Annotated in this window: 18 protein-coding genes; 6 read left to right on the top strand and 12 right to left on the bottom strand. The window is 61.5% G+C overall.

The features are described 5' to 3' along the window. Nucleotides 1–5: 5 nt before the first annotated feature. A complete protein-coding gene (locus ACEWPJ_RS15265) occupies nucleotides 6–1,226 on the bottom strand; it encodes a cytochrome P450 (protein WP_416513977.1) in 1,221 nt (406 codons plus the stop codon). Beyond that, nucleotides 1,227–3,263, bottom strand: a complete 2,037-nt coding sequence (locus ACEWPJ_RS15260) for a 3-hydroxyacyl-CoA dehydrogenase NAD-binding domain-containing protein (protein ID WP_416513976.1) — start codon at nucleotides 3,261–3,263, stop codon at nucleotides 1,227–1,229. Between the two features lie 103 nt (nucleotides 3,264–3,366). Between ACEWPJ_RS15260 and paaG the strand changes: the two genes are divergently transcribed. The 4 genes from paaG to ACEWPJ_RS15240 are packed head-to-tail and all read left to right on the top strand — an operon-like array spanning nucleotide 3,367 to nucleotide 6,521. After that, nucleotides 3,367–4,170 carry a 2-(1,2-epoxy-1,2-dihydrophenyl)acetyl-CoA isomerase PaaG gene (gene paaG / locus ACEWPJ_RS15255; protein WP_416513975.1) on the top strand — a complete coding sequence of 268 codons (804 nt, stop codon included), beginning with the start codon at nucleotides 3,367–3,369 and terminating at the stop codon, nucleotides 4,168–4,170. Then, complete coding sequence (paaI, locus tag ACEWPJ_RS15250; RefSeq protein ID WP_416513974.1) at nucleotides 4,167–4,601, top strand: hydroxyphenylacetyl-CoA thioesterase PaaI; 435 nt, start codon at nucleotides 4,167–4,169, stop codon at nucleotides 4,599–4,601. Before paaG ends, paaI begins: the two co-directional genes overlap by 4 nt. A 9-nt stretch (nucleotides 4,602–4,610) precedes the next feature. Continuing rightward, the gene (gene paaK, locus ACEWPJ_RS15245; RefSeq protein ID WP_416513973.1) at nucleotides 4,611–5,924 is read left to right on the top strand and encodes a phenylacetate--CoA ligase PaaK; all 1,314 of its coding nucleotides are present in this window, start codon (nucleotides 4,611–4,613) and stop codon (nucleotides 5,922–5,924) included. After that, entirely contained in the window at nucleotides 5,925–6,521 is a 597-nt protein-coding gene (locus ACEWPJ_RS15240) for a TetR/AcrR family transcriptional regulator (protein ID WP_416513972.1), read from the top strand. Here ACEWPJ_RS15240 and ACEWPJ_RS15235 read toward each other — a convergent pair. From ACEWPJ_RS15235 to ACEWPJ_RS15195, 9 genes are all read right to left on the bottom strand, one after another. Beyond that, nucleotides 6,518–7,279 carry a Phenylacetic acid catabolic protein gene (locus ACEWPJ_RS15235; protein WP_416513971.1) on the bottom strand — a complete coding sequence of 254 codons (762 nt, stop codon included), beginning with the start codon at nucleotides 7,277–7,279 and terminating at the stop codon, nucleotides 6,518–6,520. The two genes, ACEWPJ_RS15240 and ACEWPJ_RS15235, sit on opposite strands and share 4 nt — an antisense overlap. Before the next feature lie 9 nt (nucleotides 7,280–7,288). Next, on the bottom strand, nucleotides 7,289–8,356 hold the full coding sequence (locus tag ACEWPJ_RS15230; RefSeq protein WP_416513970.1) for a 2Fe-2S iron-sulfur cluster-binding protein: 1,068 nt from the start codon (nucleotides 8,354–8,356) through the stop codon (nucleotides 7,289–7,291). Between the two features lie 10 nt (nucleotides 8,357–8,366). Next, complete coding sequence (gene paaD, locus ACEWPJ_RS15225; protein ID WP_416513969.1) at nucleotides 8,367–8,828, bottom strand: 1,2-phenylacetyl-CoA epoxidase subunit PaaD; 462 nt, start codon at nucleotides 8,826–8,828, stop codon at nucleotides 8,367–8,369. Continuing rightward, a complete protein-coding gene (gene paaC, locus ACEWPJ_RS15220) occupies nucleotides 8,829–9,596 on the bottom strand; it encodes a 1,2-phenylacetyl-CoA epoxidase subunit PaaC (RefSeq protein ID WP_416513968.1) in 768 nt (255 codons plus the stop codon). Continuing rightward, on the bottom strand, nucleotides 9,596–9,937 hold the full coding sequence (gene paaB, locus ACEWPJ_RS15215; protein WP_416513967.1) for a 1,2-phenylacetyl-CoA epoxidase subunit PaaB: 342 nt from the start codon (nucleotides 9,935–9,937) through the stop codon (nucleotides 9,596–9,598). The genes paaC and paaB overlap by 1 nt, the downstream gene beginning before the upstream one ends. Continuing rightward, nucleotides 9,934–10,926: a 1,2-phenylacetyl-CoA epoxidase subunit PaaA gene (gene paaA / locus ACEWPJ_RS15210; RefSeq protein WP_416513966.1), complete on the bottom strand. Its 993-nt coding sequence runs from the start codon at nucleotides 10,924–10,926 to the stop codon at nucleotides 9,934–9,936. Before paaA ends, paaB begins: the two co-directional genes overlap by 4 nt. Before the next feature lie 24 nt (nucleotides 10,927–10,950). Continuing rightward, nucleotides 10,951–12,153, bottom strand: a complete 1,203-nt coding sequence (pcaF, locus tag ACEWPJ_RS15205) for a 3-oxoadipyl-CoA thiolase (protein ID WP_416513965.1) — start codon at nucleotides 12,151–12,153, stop codon at nucleotides 10,951–10,953. A 156-nt stretch (nucleotides 12,154–12,309) separates the two neighbouring features. Continuing rightward, the gene (locus ACEWPJ_RS15200) at nucleotides 12,310–12,726 is read right to left on the bottom strand and encodes a DUF6691 family protein (RefSeq protein ID WP_416513964.1); all 417 of its coding nucleotides are present in this window, start codon (nucleotides 12,724–12,726) and stop codon (nucleotides 12,310–12,312) included. Continuing rightward, nucleotides 12,726–13,166: a YeeE/YedE family protein gene (locus ACEWPJ_RS15195; RefSeq protein WP_416513963.1), complete on the bottom strand. Its 441-nt coding sequence runs from the start codon at nucleotides 13,164–13,166 to the stop codon at nucleotides 12,726–12,728. Before ACEWPJ_RS15195 ends, ACEWPJ_RS15200 begins: the two co-directional genes overlap by 1 nt. Nucleotides 13,167–13,263: 97 nt before the next feature. Here ACEWPJ_RS15195 and ACEWPJ_RS15190 point away from each other — a divergent pair, with 97 nt between their 5' ends. Together ACEWPJ_RS15190 and ACEWPJ_RS15185 are read left to right on the top strand one after the other, a co-directional pair. Beyond that, nucleotides 13,264–13,569 carry an ArsR/SmtB family transcription factor gene (locus tag ACEWPJ_RS15190; RefSeq protein ID WP_416513962.1) on the top strand — a complete coding sequence of 102 codons (306 nt, stop codon included), beginning with the start codon at nucleotides 13,264–13,266 and terminating at the stop codon, nucleotides 13,567–13,569. 12 nt (nucleotides 13,570–13,581) lie between these two features. Then, nucleotides 13,582–14,025: a bleomycin resistance protein gene (locus ACEWPJ_RS15185; protein ID WP_416513961.1), complete on the top strand. Its 444-nt coding sequence runs from the start codon at nucleotides 13,582–13,584 to the stop codon at nucleotides 14,023–14,025. 9 nt (nucleotides 14,026–14,034) lie between these two features. Here the strand turns inward: ACEWPJ_RS15185 and ACEWPJ_RS15180 are convergent, their stop codons facing one another. Further along, a complete protein-coding gene (locus ACEWPJ_RS15180) occupies nucleotides 14,035–15,552 on the bottom strand; it encodes an ABC-F family ATP-binding cassette domain-containing protein (RefSeq protein WP_416513960.1) in 1,518 nt (505 codons plus the stop codon). Nucleotides 15,553–15,756: the final 204 nt, after the last annotated feature.

The raw sequence follows: 15,756 nt of genomic DNA, 5'->3' as shown, positions 1-15,756 counted from the left end.
GCTCCTTAATTCAGGTGGGCGGGCAGGTGGGCAAATCCGCGAAAGCGGATGCGGTTGCCGCGCTCGGCCCCCTCGGTCAATACGTAGTTCGGGAAGCGGCGCAGGAACCGGTCAAATGCTACGGCCCCCTCCATCCGCGCCAGCGTCAGGCCGACGCAGGTATGCGGGCCGCTGCCGAAGGCAAGATGCCGATTCGGGCGGCGGTCGGGTTTGAATGTGTCCGGATCGTCAAACACCGCCGGGTCGCGGTTGGCCGCGCCGATGCACAGATGCAAATCCGTCCCCGCGGGGAAGGTTTCGCCGTGAAACCTCACCTCTTCCGTCGTCAGGCGATTGCCGAACTGGTTGGAACTTTCCATCCGCAGCACCTCGTCAACGGCGGTCGGGGTCATCGCCGGTTCGGCCAGCAGGGCCGCCCGCGCGTCGCGGTGCCGGTCAAGCAGCCACAGGCCGTTGCCGATCAGGTTCGTCGTCGTCTCATGGCCCGCGTTCAGGATGAAGATGCAGTTCTGCGTCAGCTCGACCGGGCTAAGCTGGCCGGTGTCGTCCCCCTGCATCAGCCGTGTCAGCACGTCGGTTTCCGGGTCGCCGGGGCGCTTGCGGCGGTCGGCGATGATGTCGGCCAGGAAGGCGGCAAAGTCGGTCACGGCGCGATTGCCGCGCGCCTCCTGCTCCTCGGTCAATTGCGGTTCCAGCGCGCCGAGAATGGCCAGCGACCAGTCCCTGAGCGGACCGCGCAGGTCATGCGGGATGTCGAACAGGTTGCCGATGATTTCAATCGGGATGGCGCCGGCGAAATCCTCGATCAGGTCGGGCGTGTCCTGCCCTTCAAGCCGATCGAGCAGACGGTCGACCAGCGTGATCAGACCCGGCCGCATCCCCTCAAGCGCGCGGGGGTTCATTGCGCCGACCATGATCTGCCGGACCCGCGTATGGAGCGGTGGGTCGTTGAACACCAGCGATGTCGTGTGATGTTCAAAAAGTGCAGAATCTTCGCCGTATTTTGGGCCAAACACGGATTTCTTGTCGGAAATATACTTGGTCGTATCGCGGTAAACCGTCACAAGATCCGCATGGCGCGACAGGATGACCGACCCGTCCGCCAGCCGATGCGCCGGGGCCGTTTCGCGCAGGGCGCGGTAATGCGGATAGGGGTTTTCGTGAAACCCGTCCGGCAAGTCTGTCAGTTCGAAACGCATCGCTTCATCTGTTCTGACGCTTTCCATTCACTGTGCCGCTATCCGGTCGGCGAGGGTCCATGATCCGGGGCTTTCCGCCGCGACGGTCTGCATATGCAGCGCGGTTTCGTCCCAGCCGATTTCGGCCGCGTATTGCATCGGCCCGCCGCGCCAGCGCGGAAAACCGTAGCCGTGGATCTGCACCATATCGACATCGGAGTCGCGTTCGGCGATCCCTTCTTCGACGATCCGCGCGCCTTCGTTCGCCAGCACCGCCAGCAGGCGGTCCGAAATCTCGGCCGCGGTGAAGCTGCGCCGTTCGATCCCGCGCTTTTCGGAATAGGCTTCGATCAGAGCCTCGACCTCCGGATCGCGCTGGGGGGTGCGGCTGCCGTCCTCATACCGATACCACCCCTTGCCGGAGCGTTGGCCAAGCCTGTCCGCCTCGCACAACTGATCCGAGATCGTCACATAGCGTTCGTCGGGGTCGCGGGTGTCGGTGTTGCGCTTGCGGTTGGCCCAGGCAATTTGCAGGCCGGTCAGATCCTGCACCTCAAACGGGCCCATCGCAAACCCGAAGGCACGCATCGCGCCGTCAACCTCGTGCGGCAGCGCCCCGTCGGCCAGCAGGTATTCCGCCGCCCGCCGATACGCGGCCAGCATCCGGTTGCCGATGAATCCGTCGCAGATGCCCGACAGCACCGCGACCTTGCGCAGCCGCTTGCCAAGCGCGAACCCGGTCGCAAGCACCTCGGCGCTGGTATCCGGGGTCTTCACGATCTCAAGCAGTTTCATGATGTGGGCGGGGCTGAAGAAATGCAGGCCAAGGCAGCGTTCGGGGTTCGGGATACCGTCGAAGATATCGAGCGGATCTAGGTAGGAGGTGTTGGTCGCGAGGATCGCATTGTCGTCCACCGCGTCGGCGAGCTTGGCAAAGACCTCCTGCTTGATCGCGACATCTTCGAACACCGCTTCGATGGCAAGGTCGTGGCCCTCAGCGGCGGAATGGTCCGAGGCGGTGGCAAAGCGGGATTTCTGGTCGGCGAGCTTCTCTTCCGTCACCTTCCCGCGTTTGAGCGCCCCGTCGAGGTTGCCGTGCACCCGGTCGCGCGCCGCCGCTACGCTGTCATCATCGCGTTCGATCAGCGTGACCGTATAGCCTGCCGACAGGGCTGCGGTGGCGATCCCCGCGCCCATCAGCCCGCCGCCGACGACGGCGATGCGGTCGAGGTCGCGGGGGGTGGCCTCGGCGATGGCGTCGGGCCTTGCCACGGTGCGTTCGGCGAAAAACGCGTGCCGCAGCGCGCGGGATTCGGCTGAGTCACGCAGTTTCAGGTGCTGCGCACGTTCTTTTGGCTGCCCTTCCGCGAACGGCAGGCGAGACCATAGCAGCGCCTCGATATTCAAGATGGGGGAGTGTTGACCCCGCGCCTTTTTGCGGATGGCGGCGGTCTTGTCTTCAAGTGCGTCGTCGTCCATCAGCGGCACGTCGCGGGCGCTGACCGGGATGGGGCGGTCGGGCAGGTTCGCAACGAAATCGCGGGCGGCGTCGGTGACGTCGCCATCGGCGATCATGTCGATTGCACCGGAGGCTTTCATGGCTTCGGCATCGGCGATCCTACCCGACGCAGCCATGTCAATCGCCAGATCCAGCCCGACAAGACGCGGCAGGCGCTGTGTGCCGCCCGCGCCGGGGATCAGGCCAACATTGACTTCGGGCAGGCCGAACCGCGTGCCTTTCGCGGCGATCCGCCATGCACAGGCCAACGCGATTTCCAGCCCGCCGCCCAGCACGTTGCCGTGCATCGTCGCAACGAAAGGCACATCGCTGTCTTCGATCATCTGAACGACATCGGGCAGGTGGGGTTCGACCGGCGGGGCATCGAATTCGGACATGTCGCCACCCGCGACGAAGGTTTTTCCGGCGCAGATCAACACCGCAACACGCGCGCCATCAACAGCGGCCACCGCATCGGCAAGCCCTTTGCGCACGGCAGTCGAGGTCGCGTTGACTGGTGGGTTGTCAATCGTCACCCACGCAACATCTCCTTCATGCGCGACTGTCACCGGACCCTGTGATGCCATGCCAAACCCCCGTCGGAAAGAATCGTGAAGTCTTCATTATTAATTGACCAACCGGACGGTTTATGCAAGACTTTTTAAGATTTCGCTGTCACGGGGCAATAAAATGGCCGAAACGAATGCCGAAACGATTCTGGTGAACCGGACCGGCGATCTGGTGGAAATTACGCTGAACCGCCCGGATCGCCTGAACAGCTTCAACGACGACATGCACCGCGCGCTGTTTGCCGCTATCGAACAGGCCCGCGAAACGGGTGCGCGGGCGATCCTACTGACCGGGGCAGGGCGCGGATTTTGCGCGGGGCAGGATCTGGGCGACCGTGATCCAGCCAAGATGGACGGCCCCCCGGACCTGAGCCTGACGCTCACTAAATTCTACAACCCGTTGATCCGGCTGATCCGGTCGCTCGATTTTCCCGTGGTATGCGCCGTCAATGGCGTCGCGGCCGGGGCAGGGGCGAACGTGGCGCTGGCGTGTGACATCGTTCTGGCGGCGGAAAGCGCGAAGTTCATCCAATCCTTCGCCAAGGTCGGGCTTGTCCCCGATGCGGGCGGAAGCTGGTCGCTGACCCGTCTTCTGGGCGAAGCGCGGGCCAAAGCGCTTGCCCTGACGGCGGAACCGCTACAGGCAGCCAAAGCGGCGGAGTGGGGGCTGATCTGGAAAGCCGTACCGGACAACACGCTGATGGACGAGGCGCGGGCGCTTGCCACGCAGCTTGCCGAGGGGCCGACGGTTGGCCTTGGCATGACGAAACAGGCGATCCAAGCCGCCGCGACCAACAGCCTTAATGCGCAGCTTGACCAAGAGGCGGCAAGCCAGAAGACCTGCGGTCAGACGCAGGATTACGCCGAAGGTGTCAGCGCGTTTCTGGAAAAGCGTGCGCCAAAATTCACCGGGGGGCGCACATGACGCCAAAACAGCGGGCAGAAAAGGCCGCGGCGGCGATGTGGTCGGACGACCGCGCCTCTGGCTGGTTCGGGATGGAGCTGGTTGAGGTTGACGAGGGCCGCGCAACGCTCGCACTGACGGTGGCCGAGCAGCACGTCAACGGCCACGACATTTGCCACGGCGGCGTAACTTTTTCGCTCGCCGACAGCGCGTTCGCCTTCGCCTGCAACAGTCGCAATCAATCGACCGTCGCACAGCACAACACCATCACCTATATCGCGCCCGCCCGTCTGGGCGACCGGCTGACCGCCGAGGCGCGAGAGGTCAGCCTGAGCGGGCGCAGCGGTATCTATGACGTGACCGTCCGCAATCAGGAGGGGCAGGCGGTCGCCGAATTCCGCGGCGCCTCGCGAGCGATCAAGGGTCAGTTATTCGACGAAGGCGAGAGTTAGGAGGAACCGATGAAAGACATCGCACCGAAGAAGTCAGACCTGGAGCCGATCGAAGTCGCCTCGCGTGATGAAATCGAAGTGCTGCAGCTTGACCGCCTGAAATGGTCGCTGAAACACGCCTATGACAACGTGCCGATGTACAAGCAGCGGTTCGATGAGGCAGGCGTTCATCCCGATGACCTCAAATCCTTGAAAGACCTTGCGAAATTCCCGTTCACCTACAAGAATGACCTGCGCGATCACTACCCGTTCGGCCTGTTCGCCGTGCCGCGCGAACAGATCGTGCGCATCCATGCGTCTTCGGGCACGACGGGCAAGGCGACGGTCGTGGGCTACACCAAGAATGACTGCGATCTATTCGCAAATATGGTCGCGCGGTCGCTGCGGGCCTCGGGCATCCGGCCCGGCGACATGGTTCACAACGCCTACGGTTACGGGTTGTTCACCGGCGGGCTGGGCGCGCATGTCGGGATCGAGCGGCTGGGCGCAACGGTGGTGCCTGTGTCGGGTGGCATGACTCCCCGGCAGGTGACCTTGATCAACGATTTCAAGCCGGACGCGATCATGGTCACGCCGTCCTACATGCTGAATATCCTTGAGGAGTTTAACAAACAGGGGCTTGATCCGCGCGAAAGCTCCCTCCGCGTGGGGGTATTCGGGGCGGAGCCGTGGACAAACGCGATGCGCGAGGAGGTCGAGCAGGCGTTTGACATGCATGCTGTCGATATCTACGGCCTGTCCGAGATCATGGGGCCGGGCGTTGCGAACGAGTGTGTGGAAACCAAGGACGGGCTGCACATCTGGGAGGATCACTTCTACCCCGAGATCATCAACCCGGAAACCGGAGAACCGGTCGAGGACAGCGAAACCGGAGAGCTGGTGTTCACCACGCTGACCAAGGAAGGGTTGCCGATGATCCGGTATCGCACGCGCGACCTGACCCGGCTGCTGCCCGGCACCGCGCGGTCGATGCGACGGATGGAAAAGATCACCGGGCGGTCCGACGACATGATCATCCTGCGCGGTGTCAACGTCTTCCCGACGCAGATCGAGGAACAGTTGATGGCGACCGGCGGCCTTGCGCCGCATTTCCAGATCGAACTCTACCGCGCGGGTCGCATGGACGCGATGCGTGTGCATGTGGAGGCGATGCCGGACGCAGCGGATGAACTCAGCAAGACTGCCGCCGCGCGGATGCTGACCAAGCGGATCAAGGATGTTATTGGCATCTCGACCGAAATCGACGTGGGCGATCCCGGTGATGTCGCGCGGTCCGAAGGCAAGGCGCAGCGTGTTGTCGACAACCGCCCGAAGGAACGCTGAGTGGCCCGGACGATTGCAAAAGACCACGATGAAAAGCGCCGTTTGATCCTGACGCGGGCGGCGCGCATCTTTGCGGAGGACGGGTTCGACCGAGCCTCGGTCAGTCGCGTGGCGCAGGCGTGCGAGATTTCAAAGGCCAATATCTACCACTATTACAGCAGCAAGGACGACATCCTGTTCGACATTCTCGGCAGCTACCTGTCCGCCCTGCGCGACCGGATCTGCGAGATGGATATCGCCGCGCTGCCCCCCGCCGAACAGCTTTCCGCGACAGTGCGGGAAATCATGCTGGCCTATCAGGGTGCCGATGACGAACACCGGCTTCAGGCGAGTTCGATCCGCTACTTGCCGCCCGCGCAGCAAACGGTTTTACGTTCCTACCAAGTCGATCTTGTGCGCCATGTTGACAATATCATCGCCAATATCGCGCCCGAGGTGTTTGACGGCGACAAAAACAAGCTGCGCGCGACGACCATGTCGATCTACGGCATGTTGAACTGGTTCTACATGTGGAACCACGGCGCCGACACCAAAGCGCGGGAGGATTACGCAGACCTCGTCAGCAAACTGGCGCTCGGCGGGATCGCGGGGCTTTAGGCCGGAACGCGCAAGCCGTGACCGTCCAGCAGTTCGGAGGTTTCCGATTCCCACTGCGCCTGAAGGTCCGCGTTGTCGGATTTCCGCAGGCCGAGCGAGCGCAGCGTTTCCGTGCGCTTTGACCCCTTGCTGCCAAAGCTTTGCGCGACACGCGGCCACCAGTAGTCAACGCTCGCCTGAACCGCTTTCTGTTCACCCTTCGCGATCAGGTCGGCCACACCTTCATCGGCCAGTTCCGCATGGCGGGTTTCGACCGGCCCGATGCGGCGGAAAGCCTCGGCAAGCGGTTGGTAGGAAATATGGGTGTATTCGCCCAGTTGAACACCGACGGCTCGGCCCATCAGCAGGTTCATCACGACGGCATCGACCCATCCGTCGAGCGGATAGTTGAACACCGCAAGCCGCATGTCGGATGTCGTGCGATCCGTGCCGACATCCGCATCGCGGGGCAGGCGGTCCGTCCACGGATGATGATTGGCGTAGCGGTCGGTATTCGCGCCGAATTCGCCCATCAGCTTTAGCACCTGCCCGGCGTGGTCGTTCTTTTCCAGCACGATCCGCGCGGCGGCGATGCGTTCGGTGACACCCGGCGCGTCGTTGATGATGTCGGCAAACCCGGCGGCCCCGGCAAGCTCACTGTCAACAAAGCTCGCCATCAGGCGCATGACCTCGGCGCGGTAGCGGGGGGAGGCGTTGTCGGGGGAGGTCAGGACACCGCCCTGGGCCAGATAATCCTCTAACGTCATATCGCTTGGCATCTTGGCCTCCTATTGGTCGTAGTCAAATGTGACACTGTCGGTCAGCGGGTAGCACTGGCAGGTCAGGACGTAGCCGCGCTCGACCTCGTAATCCTCAAGCGCGTGGTTTGTGACCATTTCAACCTCGCCCTCCGTCACCTTGGCGCGGCAGGTCGAGCAGACCCCGGCCTTGCAGGCGAATGGTGCGTCGACATTGTTCTGAATCGCGGCGTCCAGCAGGGTCACATCCTTCGGCATCTTGAAGCTGCGGCTTTCCCCGTCGAGCGTCACCTTGGCGGCGGTTTCGTTGCCGCCTTTGGCCGCGTCTTTTGATACCGCTTTGCGCTTGGCCCGGCCGGGTTCGGAACTTGCGAAAAGTTCGAATTTGATCTGGCTGTCGTCCAGCCCGTGATCGCGCAAGCTGCCCGCGATGGCCAGCATCATCGGTTCTGGCCCGCAGATGAACGCAGTATCAACGTCATTCGGGTTGATCCAATGCTTGAACAGCAGGCTGCATTTTTCCGCATCGACCCGTCCAGTAAACAGATCGATATCCTGACTGTCGGATTCGAGCACATGAATGATGTTGAGCCGCCCCATATAGAGGTTCTTGAGATCCTCCAGCGCCTCCCGGAACATGATCGTGTTCACAGCGCGGTTGGCATAGACGAGGGTAAAGCGGGATTTCGGTTCGCGTTTCAGCACGGTCTTCAGAATCGACAGGACCGGCGTGATGCCCGACCCGCCCGCGAAGCCAAGGTAATGACGCGCGGCGTTCGGGTCGATGTCGGTATGAAACGACCCCATCGGCGGCATCGCTTCCAGTGTGTCGCCAACCTTCAGCTCCTCGTTCGCCCAAGTGGAAAACGCGCCACCCTCGACCTGTTTGATGCCGACTTGCAGGATGCCTTCGTCCTTCCCGGCGCAGATGGAATAAGAGCGTCGCAACTCCTCCCCCTCGAACGCACGGCGGAAGGTCAGGTATTGACCCTGGATAAAATCAAACGCCTCCGCGTCTTCGGGTTTCAGCGTGACAACGACCGCGTCGCGGATGGTTTTTTGCACATCGGTGACGGCCAGTGGGTGAAAACGCGCCATTCACGCCTCCTTAGATACACTTGAAATAGTCGAAGGGTTCCAGACAGTCGGTGCACCGCCACTGCGCCTTGCAGGGGGTCGATCCGAACTGGCTGATCCTCTCAACATTGGTCGATTTGCAATTGGGGCACCGCTCCGGGCCGCCCGCGGGTTGGGGTGGGGCGATGCCGTAATCTTCCAGCTTTGCGCGGCCCTTGTCGGACATCCAATCGGTCGTCCACGCGGGGGAGATTTTGCGTTTCAGCTCAATCTGCTCCACCCCATGACCGCGCAGCGCGGTTTCGATATCAAGGTTGATGATAGAGGTCGCGGGACAGCCCGAATAGGTCGGCGTGACGGTGACGACAAGCGTATTGTCATCCCATTCCACGTCACGAACAATGCCAAGATCAACCACCGAAATCACCGGGATTTCGGGGTCGGGAACAGCGTCGAGCCATTCCCAGACCTGATCTGTTGACGGGCGCGTCATCTACCACGTCGCGCCGGGATAGGCGCGTTGCAGGAACTGCATTTGCGCCAGCATATGGCCCAGATGTTCCGTATGCCGCGCGCCGTTCTTGCCGCCTTTATGGGCGAAATCGCTGTCCGGCACCTCAAGCGTCGCCTCTTCCATCGCGGGTAGAACGATCGCGTCCCAGTCGTTGCGCAGGCTGGCGGGGTCGGGGGCAACCTTTGCCTTGACCATCGCGGCGTCCACGTCATCCGACACGAACATCTCACCCACATAGGACCACAGCAGGTTCAGCGCGTCCTGCATCCGCTTGTGGCTTTCGGCCGTGCCATCGCCAAGCGCGATCACCGTGTCGCGGGACCGGTCAAGGTGATAGGCGGCTTCCTTTCGGGCCTTCACCGCGATTTCCGCGATGCGGTCGTCGGAGGAGCTTTCCAGCGCCTTCAGGTTCAATACCTGGAACGCGTCGAACAGGAACTGCCGCAGCAGCGTGTGCCCAAAGTCGCCATTGGGCCGTTCGATCATCAACAGGTTGCGGAAGTCCCACGCATCGCGCAGAAAGGCGAGGTCGTCGGCGGTCCGGCCCTTGCCCTCCACCTCTCCGGCGAGGCCCAGCCACATCTGCGTCTGCCCGATCAGGTCGAGCGCGGTATTCGCAAGCGCGATATCCTCTTCCAGAACCGGCGCGACGCCGCACCATTCCGATACGCGATGCCCTAGCACCAGCGTATTGTCGCCAAGGCGCAGCACGTACTCGAACAAGGCGTCTTGATCCGGCTTCGCCATCACATCGCCCCTACGTCTTCGGGAATGTCGTAGAAGGTCGGGTGGCGATAGACCTTGGAATTCGACGGCTCATACAGTGGTCCCTTGTCGCCGGGGGCAGAGGCCGCGATATGCCGCGCCTCGACCACCCAGATGCTGACGCCTTCGTTGCGGCGGGTGTAAACATCGCGCGCGTTTTTGATCGCCATTTCCTCGTCCGGGGCGTGCAGGCTGCCGACATGCCGGTGGCTCATCCCGTGCTGGCCACGGATGAACACTTCCCATAGCGGCCATTCGGTGCGCGGCTTCCCTGTTTCGGCCTTGGCTGGCGTGTCGGGGTATTCGGAGTTCACAGAGCTCATTGTGCGGCCATCCTGCTTGCTTTGCGTTTCTCGGCGTGGGCGAGCATGGCGTCGCGGACCCACGCACCATCATTCCACGCTTTGTTCCGGGCGCTAAGGCGTTCGACATTGCAGGGGCCGTTGCCCTTGATAACATCGAAGAACTCGGACCAGTCCGGTTCGGTAAAGTCGTAATGCCCGGTATCCTCGTTCCATTTCAGGTCGGGATCGGGGACGGTCAGGCCGAGATATTCGGCCTGCGGCACCGTCTGGTCGACGAATTTCTGGCGGAGTTCGTCATTGGTGTTCATCTTGATCTTCCACGCCATCGACTGCGCGGAATGGACGGAGTCCTTGTCCGACGGCCCGAACATCATCAGCGAGGGATACCAAAAACGGTTCAACGCATCCTGCGCCATCTGTTTCTGCTCCGGCGTGCCGTTCGCCATCTTCATCATGATGTCGTAGCCCTGCCGCTGGTGGAAGGATTCTTCCTTACAGATGCGGATCATCGCGCGGGAATAAGGGCCGAAACTTGTCCGTTGTAGCGGCACTTGGTTCATGATCGCGGCCCCGTCGACCAGCCAGCCGACCGCGCCCATATCGGCCCATGTCAGCGTCGGATAGTTGAAGATCGAGGAATACTTCGCCTTGCCGGACAGCAGTTGCTCGGTCATCTCGTCCCGGCTGATCCCCAACGTTTCCGCGGCACAGTAAAGGTAAAGCCCGTGCCCCGCCTCGTCCTGCACCTTCGCCAGCAGGATCGCCTTGCGCTCCAGCGTGGGCGCGCGGGTGATCCAATTGCCTTCGGGCAGTTGGCCAACGATTTCGGAATGGGCGTGCTGGCTGATCTGGCGGATCAGGTTCTTGCGGTAGCCGTCAGGCATCCAATCCTTCGGTTCGATCTTGTCGCCCGCATTGACGCGTTCCTGAAACGCACGTTCCTGCGGTTCCATTTCGTCGAGCGATCTGATCCCTTCGCCCGTCGATTTCACCATCTGTGCATACATTTCGGTTCCTCCTCCGGGATCTCGTCAGACCCGTTCAATCACAATCGCAACACCCTGACCGACGCCGACACACATCGTGCAAAGCGCGTAGCGCCCACCCGTGCGTTTCAACTGGTAGGCCGCCGTCATCACCAGACGCGCCCCAGACATGCCCAACGGATGGCCCATCGCGATGGCGCCGCCATTGGGATTAACATGGGGGGCGTCATCCGGGACGCCAAGTTCGCGCAGCGTGGCAAGGCCTTGGCTCGCGAAGGCTTCGTTCAATTCTATCACATCCATCTGGTCGATGGAGAGGCCGGTCAGCTCCAGCACCTTGCGCGTCGCGGGCACGGGGCCGATCCCCATGACGCGCGGTGGCACCCCGGCGGCGGCCATGCCAACCACGCGGGCGAGGGGTTCGATACCGCTGTCTTTCGTCATCGCTTCGTTCGCCAGCAACAGCGCACCCGCGCCGTCATTGACACCCGACGCATTGCCCGCCGTGACAGACAAGTCGGGGCCGTTGACGCCCTTGAGTTTAGCGAGCTTCGCCGCTTCCGTCCCGGGGCGGGGGTGCTCGTCGGTGTCGAAAATAATCGGATCGGTCTTGCGCTGCGGCACGCTGACCGGGATGATTTCGTCTTTGAAGATGCCCTTCGCCTCTGCCTCCGCCCAGCGGGCTTGGGATCGTGCGGCGAAGGCGTCCTGATCTTCGCGGTTGATCTTGTAGTCTTCAGCGACGTTGTCGGCGGTCTGCGGCATGGAATCGACGCCATGCGCGGCTTTCATCTTTGGGTTCACAAAGCGCCAGCCGATGGTGGTGTCGTAGACCGCGTTGGCGCGGGTGAAAGCCGCGTCAGCCTTCGGCATGACGAAAGGTGCGCGGCTCATGCTCTCGACTCCGCCGGCAATCGCCATGCGGTAGTCGCCCGCCTTGATCCCGCGGGCTGCCATGCCGACGCAATCCATGCCCGACGCGCAGAGGCGGTTGACCGTCGTGCCCGGCGTTTCGACCGGAAGGCCCGCCAGAAGCGCGGCCATGCGCGCGACATTCCGGTTGTCTTCGCCCGCCTGATTGGCCGATCCCATCAGCACGTCGTCAACTTTGGACCAATCAACGCTGGGGTTTCGTTCCATAAGCGCGGTCAGCGGCAGCGCCGCAAGGTCATCCGCCCGGATCGAAGAAAGCGCCCCGCCGTAGCGACCGATTGGCGTTCTGACAGCGTCTAGAATGAATGCGTTCATCGTGCCTTCCTTAGTGATCATTAACTGACCGGATAGTCGGTTTATAATTCATCAACTGATTCTCTACAAGAAGTTAATGTTACAGAAAATACATTTAGTTAGTTTTTCTGTAACGCTTTAGAGTCGCAGTTGCTTGCGAAAGGATATGCCCGATTTTCAAGAAGCGCGAGAGCGGATCATCACCCCGATCCAGATCCCGGCCAGCATCGCTGGAACGAACGCAAGCGCCCCCGGCGTCATCATCGGAAGCGCTGTCCACGCCGGACCGGGGCAGAACCCGCCGATCCCCCAGCCGATGCCAAACACCGCCGCGCCGCCAAGCAGCTTGCGGTCAATGGTGGTGCTGGTCGGAATGTCAAAGCTCGGCATGAGCGACGGCGTGGGCCGCCGCCAGACAAGACGATAACCAACGAACGTCGTCAGCGACGCACCCCCCATGACGAATGCAAGGCTCGGGTCCCAACGGCCGAATACGTCGAGGAAGTTGAGGACTTTCGCGGGATTGCTCATCCCCGACAAGATCAGGCCAAGGCCGAAGACGAGCCCGGTGAGGAAACCAAAGAACGGCCGCATCAGACGCTCCCTCCGATAACATGGCGCAGCACGAACACCGTCGCCGCCGCGAATGCCATGAAGGTCAGAACTGCGACCAGCGACCTGGGGGATAACCGCGCCAACCCGCAAACGCCATGCCCCGAGGTGCAGCCAGAGCCAAGCGATGTGCCGACCCCAACAAGCAGGCCAGCCGCGATCATTCCGAAAATGTTTGGCGAAACCGTCTGCGCGGGCCAATCGCCAGACACCACCCAAACAAGGATCGGTGCGGCCACCAATCCCCCGATAAACGCGATCCGCCAGCCTTTATCGCTGCCGCTGACAGTGCTCGCCGTGATGCCGACGATCCCCGCGATCCGCCCAAACAGCGCCATCACCATCACCGCGCTGATCCCGATAATAACGCCGCCTATCAGCGACGCCCAAGGCGTGAATTCCGTGGCAACAATTGTACCCATAGCCGTCATCCTTTGCCTGCGCCTTTCGTAAGGGCTTGATTCAGTGGTTTAGATAATCCTAATATAAGCAACTTCTAAATTAGACAATACGAATGTAATGGACCAACCGCTCGCCGATCTCGAAGCCCGTGCCGATCACGTGGCGCATCGCCTCGGATTGCTCGCCAACCCACGGCGGCTGCTGATCTTATGCCAACTCGCGGCGGGCGAAGCGTCGGTCAGCGCGTTGAACCAAACCCTCAACATTGGGCAATCCGCGCTGAGCCAGCACCTCGCCAAACTCCGCGACGCCGGGATCGTGGCGACAAGACGCGAGGCGCAGACGATCTATTACCGGATTGATGACGCAGAGACCGAAACGCTGATGGCCGCGCTTTACGATACGTTTTGCGGGTCGAACTAAATTTACATAAGATTGATTATACGATGGATTGAGCGCGACTGGTTTGCGTGCCGTCAGCACCGCATCGCCGCCAGAAAGGGAAAGCGAATGCTTAAAAGTATATGCCCCATCTTTCCAAGCCGGGATTTTGACACAACCGCTGGTTTCTACGAAAACCTGGGGTTTCAGGAAGTGTCGCGATATGAAGCTGAAGGCTACTTGATCCTCGTTCGCGCGGCAGTCGAGGTCCATTTCTTTCGTTGCCCCGGACACAACCCCGCCTCGTCCGATCACGGTGCCTTTGTCCGTGTCGATGATGCGACTGCCCTTTCAAAACGCTTCGAGCCGAAGAACCTGCCGGGTATGGGCATCCCGCGCTTTGAAAAGGCTGAGGACAAGCCCTGGGGTATTTGTGAACTGGCGATCATTGATCCTGACGGCAACCTACTCCGGATGGGACATATTATGGAGGCGTGAGGACAGCCCCTACTTCGCTGCCATTTCGTCAGCCAAGAACCCCTCCGGATTATCCACCTCCTCAAGTCGTCGGCCTTTGATCCACCAGAACCGGTTGCCGACGTTCCTTACAAAACTGCGGTCATGGCTGACCAGCAGGCAGGACGCGCCGTGTGTGATCAACTCCGCCTCAAGGACCTCCTGCCCTTCGATATCAAGATGGTTCGTCGGCTCATCCAGCAGGTAGAAATTGGGGTTCTTCAGCCGCAGGACCAGCATGGCCAGCCGAGCCTTCTGCCCACCCGACAGGGCCTTAATCGGAGTATCCTGCATTTGGAAATTGATCCCCGCCCCGGCCAGAACCGTGCGGGCACGCTGATCGCCGACGTCATAGCTGGATGTCACAATGCGAAACGGCGTGTCAGCCTCGACCAACTCGCTCAAGTGCTGATCCGAATAGGCCGGGACGACGGATGGGGCGCATTTCACCTTGCCCTCCGCGCCCTTCAACGCCCGTTGGATCATTCGGACCAGCTGCGTCTTGCCGGTGCCATTCGCGCCCAGCAAAACAACCCGATCCCCGAGGGAAATCCACTTCCGCCCCGTTCGGTAAAGCGGTTGACCGTCCGGGGTTTCCACCACGACGTCGTCCAGGGTGATTAGCGCCTTGGCATGGGTTCCACTGTTGCCCAACCGGATATCGCCCGCAGAGATCTCCCGGTGGGCGGGCCGGGACGTTGCCTCAAGCCTTTCGGCCCGTTCAGTCAACTGCTTGGTCTTGGTGAGCAGCAGATCAGAGCCGGAATTGGTCCCGACATTCTTTAGTTTTGCTGCCTGCCTGCGCAATTGCTGGGCCTTGCTCAGGTCATTGGCCTGCCGTCTTTCGTCCGCCGCGTCGGACTCGTCCAGCGCCGCGCGGGCGGCTGTGAACGGCAGTTGAAATATGCGCGACTGTTCGGGCCTCAGGAACAGCGTGCGATTGGTCGTGGCGTCCAGAAAGGCCCGATCATGCGAGGTGATGACGACCGGCACATCGTGCGGCAGCGCCGCCAGCCAACCCTCCAACAGCCCGATGCGATTTAAGTCCAGATGGTTGGTCGGCTCATCCAGCAGCAACACATCCGGCTCACCCACCCAGACCGCCGCAAGCATCGCCGTGCGCTGCCATCCCCCGCTGAGTTCGGCGAGCGGTTTGTGTTGCAAATCGTATGGTACCTGCAACTCGTCCAGCACGACATCGACACGCCAGCTTTCGTATTCGGCCTGATCGGCTGGCATCGTCGCCAGCACCCAGTCATAGAGCGTCAGGCCAAGCGCCTTGTCGGGCACGTTCTGCCGGACATAACCCACGCGCAGACCACGGGCGCGCGTAATCTCTCCGCTGGTCGGGTCGAACTGTTCGGCGATGCAGGCCAGCAACGTGGATTTGCCGCGCCCGTTTGCGGCGACAAGACCGATGCGGTCAGCCTTGGATATCGTCAGGTTGAGATTGGAAAAGAGAGGATCGCCAAGGGTCACGCCCAAGGCATTGATGCTGATGATGGTCATTGGTAACTCGGGTCAAAAAGGTATGGCCGCACTGCGGCTATGGGCAGACCGTTGATGACAATGTCCTCGGGTCAGCCCTGCAAACGGATTTACAGGGCTAGACGGGGACCGTGCTGAAGTCGGCGGATGATACGCATGTTCAGCGAGTGCCCTCCCGTTGTTACAGTTGACCTTTCAGGAAAGGTAGGAAGCTGCGAAGGGTTA

Origin of the sequence: Aliiroseovarius sp. YM-037, from assembly GCF_048060095.1 — a bacterium.
Lineage (GTDB): Bacteria > Pseudomonadota > Alphaproteobacteria > Rhodobacterales > Rhodobacteraceae > JBLUOA01.
Note: the sequence above shows the minus strand (reverse complement) of the source record. Positions and strands in the feature narration are given on the sequence as shown.

Bases quoted from the DNA above. Each gene is read 5' to 3' on its own strand.
- ACEWPJ_RS15190 (WP_416513962.1), top strand. From the start codon at position 13,264: ATGGACCAACCGCTCGCCGATCTCGAAGCCCGTGCCGATCACGTGGCG.
- paaC (WP_416513968.1), bottom strand. From the start codon at position 9,596: ATGGCGAAGCCGGATCAAGACGCCTTGTTCGAGTACGTGCTGCGCCTT.
- paaG (WP_416513975.1), top strand. From the start codon at position 3,367: ATGGCCGAAACGAATGCCGAAACGATTCTGGTGAACCGGACCGGCGAT.
- ACEWPJ_RS15180 (WP_416513960.1), bottom strand. From the start codon at position 15,552: ATGACCATCATCAGCATCAATGCCTTGGGCGTGACCCTTGGCGATCCT.
- paaD (WP_416513969.1), bottom strand. From the start codon at position 8,828: ATGACGCGCCCGTCAACAGATCAGGTCTGGGAATGGCTCGACGCTGTT.
- ACEWPJ_RS15260 (WP_416513976.1), bottom strand. From the start codon at position 3,263: ATGGCATCACAGGGTCCGGTGACAGTCGCGCATGAAGGAGATGTTGCG.
- ACEWPJ_RS15200 (WP_416513964.1), bottom strand. From the start codon at position 12,726: ATGCGGCCGTTCTTTGGTTTCCTCACCGGGCTCGTCTTCGGCCTTGGC.
- ACEWPJ_RS15265 (WP_416513977.1), bottom strand. From the start codon at position 1,226: ATGGAAAGCGTCAGAACAGATGAAGCGATGCGTTTCGAACTGACAGAC.
- paaA (WP_416513966.1), bottom strand. From the start codon at position 10,926: ATGTATGCACAGATGGTGAAATCGACGGGCGAAGGGATCAGATCGCTC.
- paaK (WP_416513973.1), top strand. From the start codon at position 4,611: ATGAAAGACATCGCACCGAAGAAGTCAGACCTGGAGCCGATCGAAGTC.
- pcaF (WP_416513965.1), bottom strand. From the start codon at position 12,153: ATGAACGCATTCATTCTAGACGCTGTCAGAACGCCAATCGGTCGCTAC.
- ACEWPJ_RS15235 (WP_416513971.1), bottom strand. From the start codon at position 7,279: ATGCCAAGCGATATGACGTTAGAGGATTATCTGGCCCAGGGCGGTGTC.
- paaB (WP_416513967.1), bottom strand. From the start codon at position 9,937: ATGAGCTCTGTGAACTCCGAATACCCCGACACGCCAGCCAAGGCCGAA.
- paaI (WP_416513974.1), top strand. From the start codon at position 4,167: ATGACGCCAAAACAGCGGGCAGAAAAGGCCGCGGCGGCGATGTGGTCG.
- ACEWPJ_RS15230 (WP_416513970.1), bottom strand. From the start codon at position 8,356: ATGGCGCGTTTTCACCCACTGGCCGTCACCGATGTGCAAAAAACCATC.
- ACEWPJ_RS15195 (WP_416513963.1), bottom strand. From the start codon at position 13,166: ATGGGTACAATTGTTGCCACGGAATTCACGCCTTGGGCGTCGCTGATA.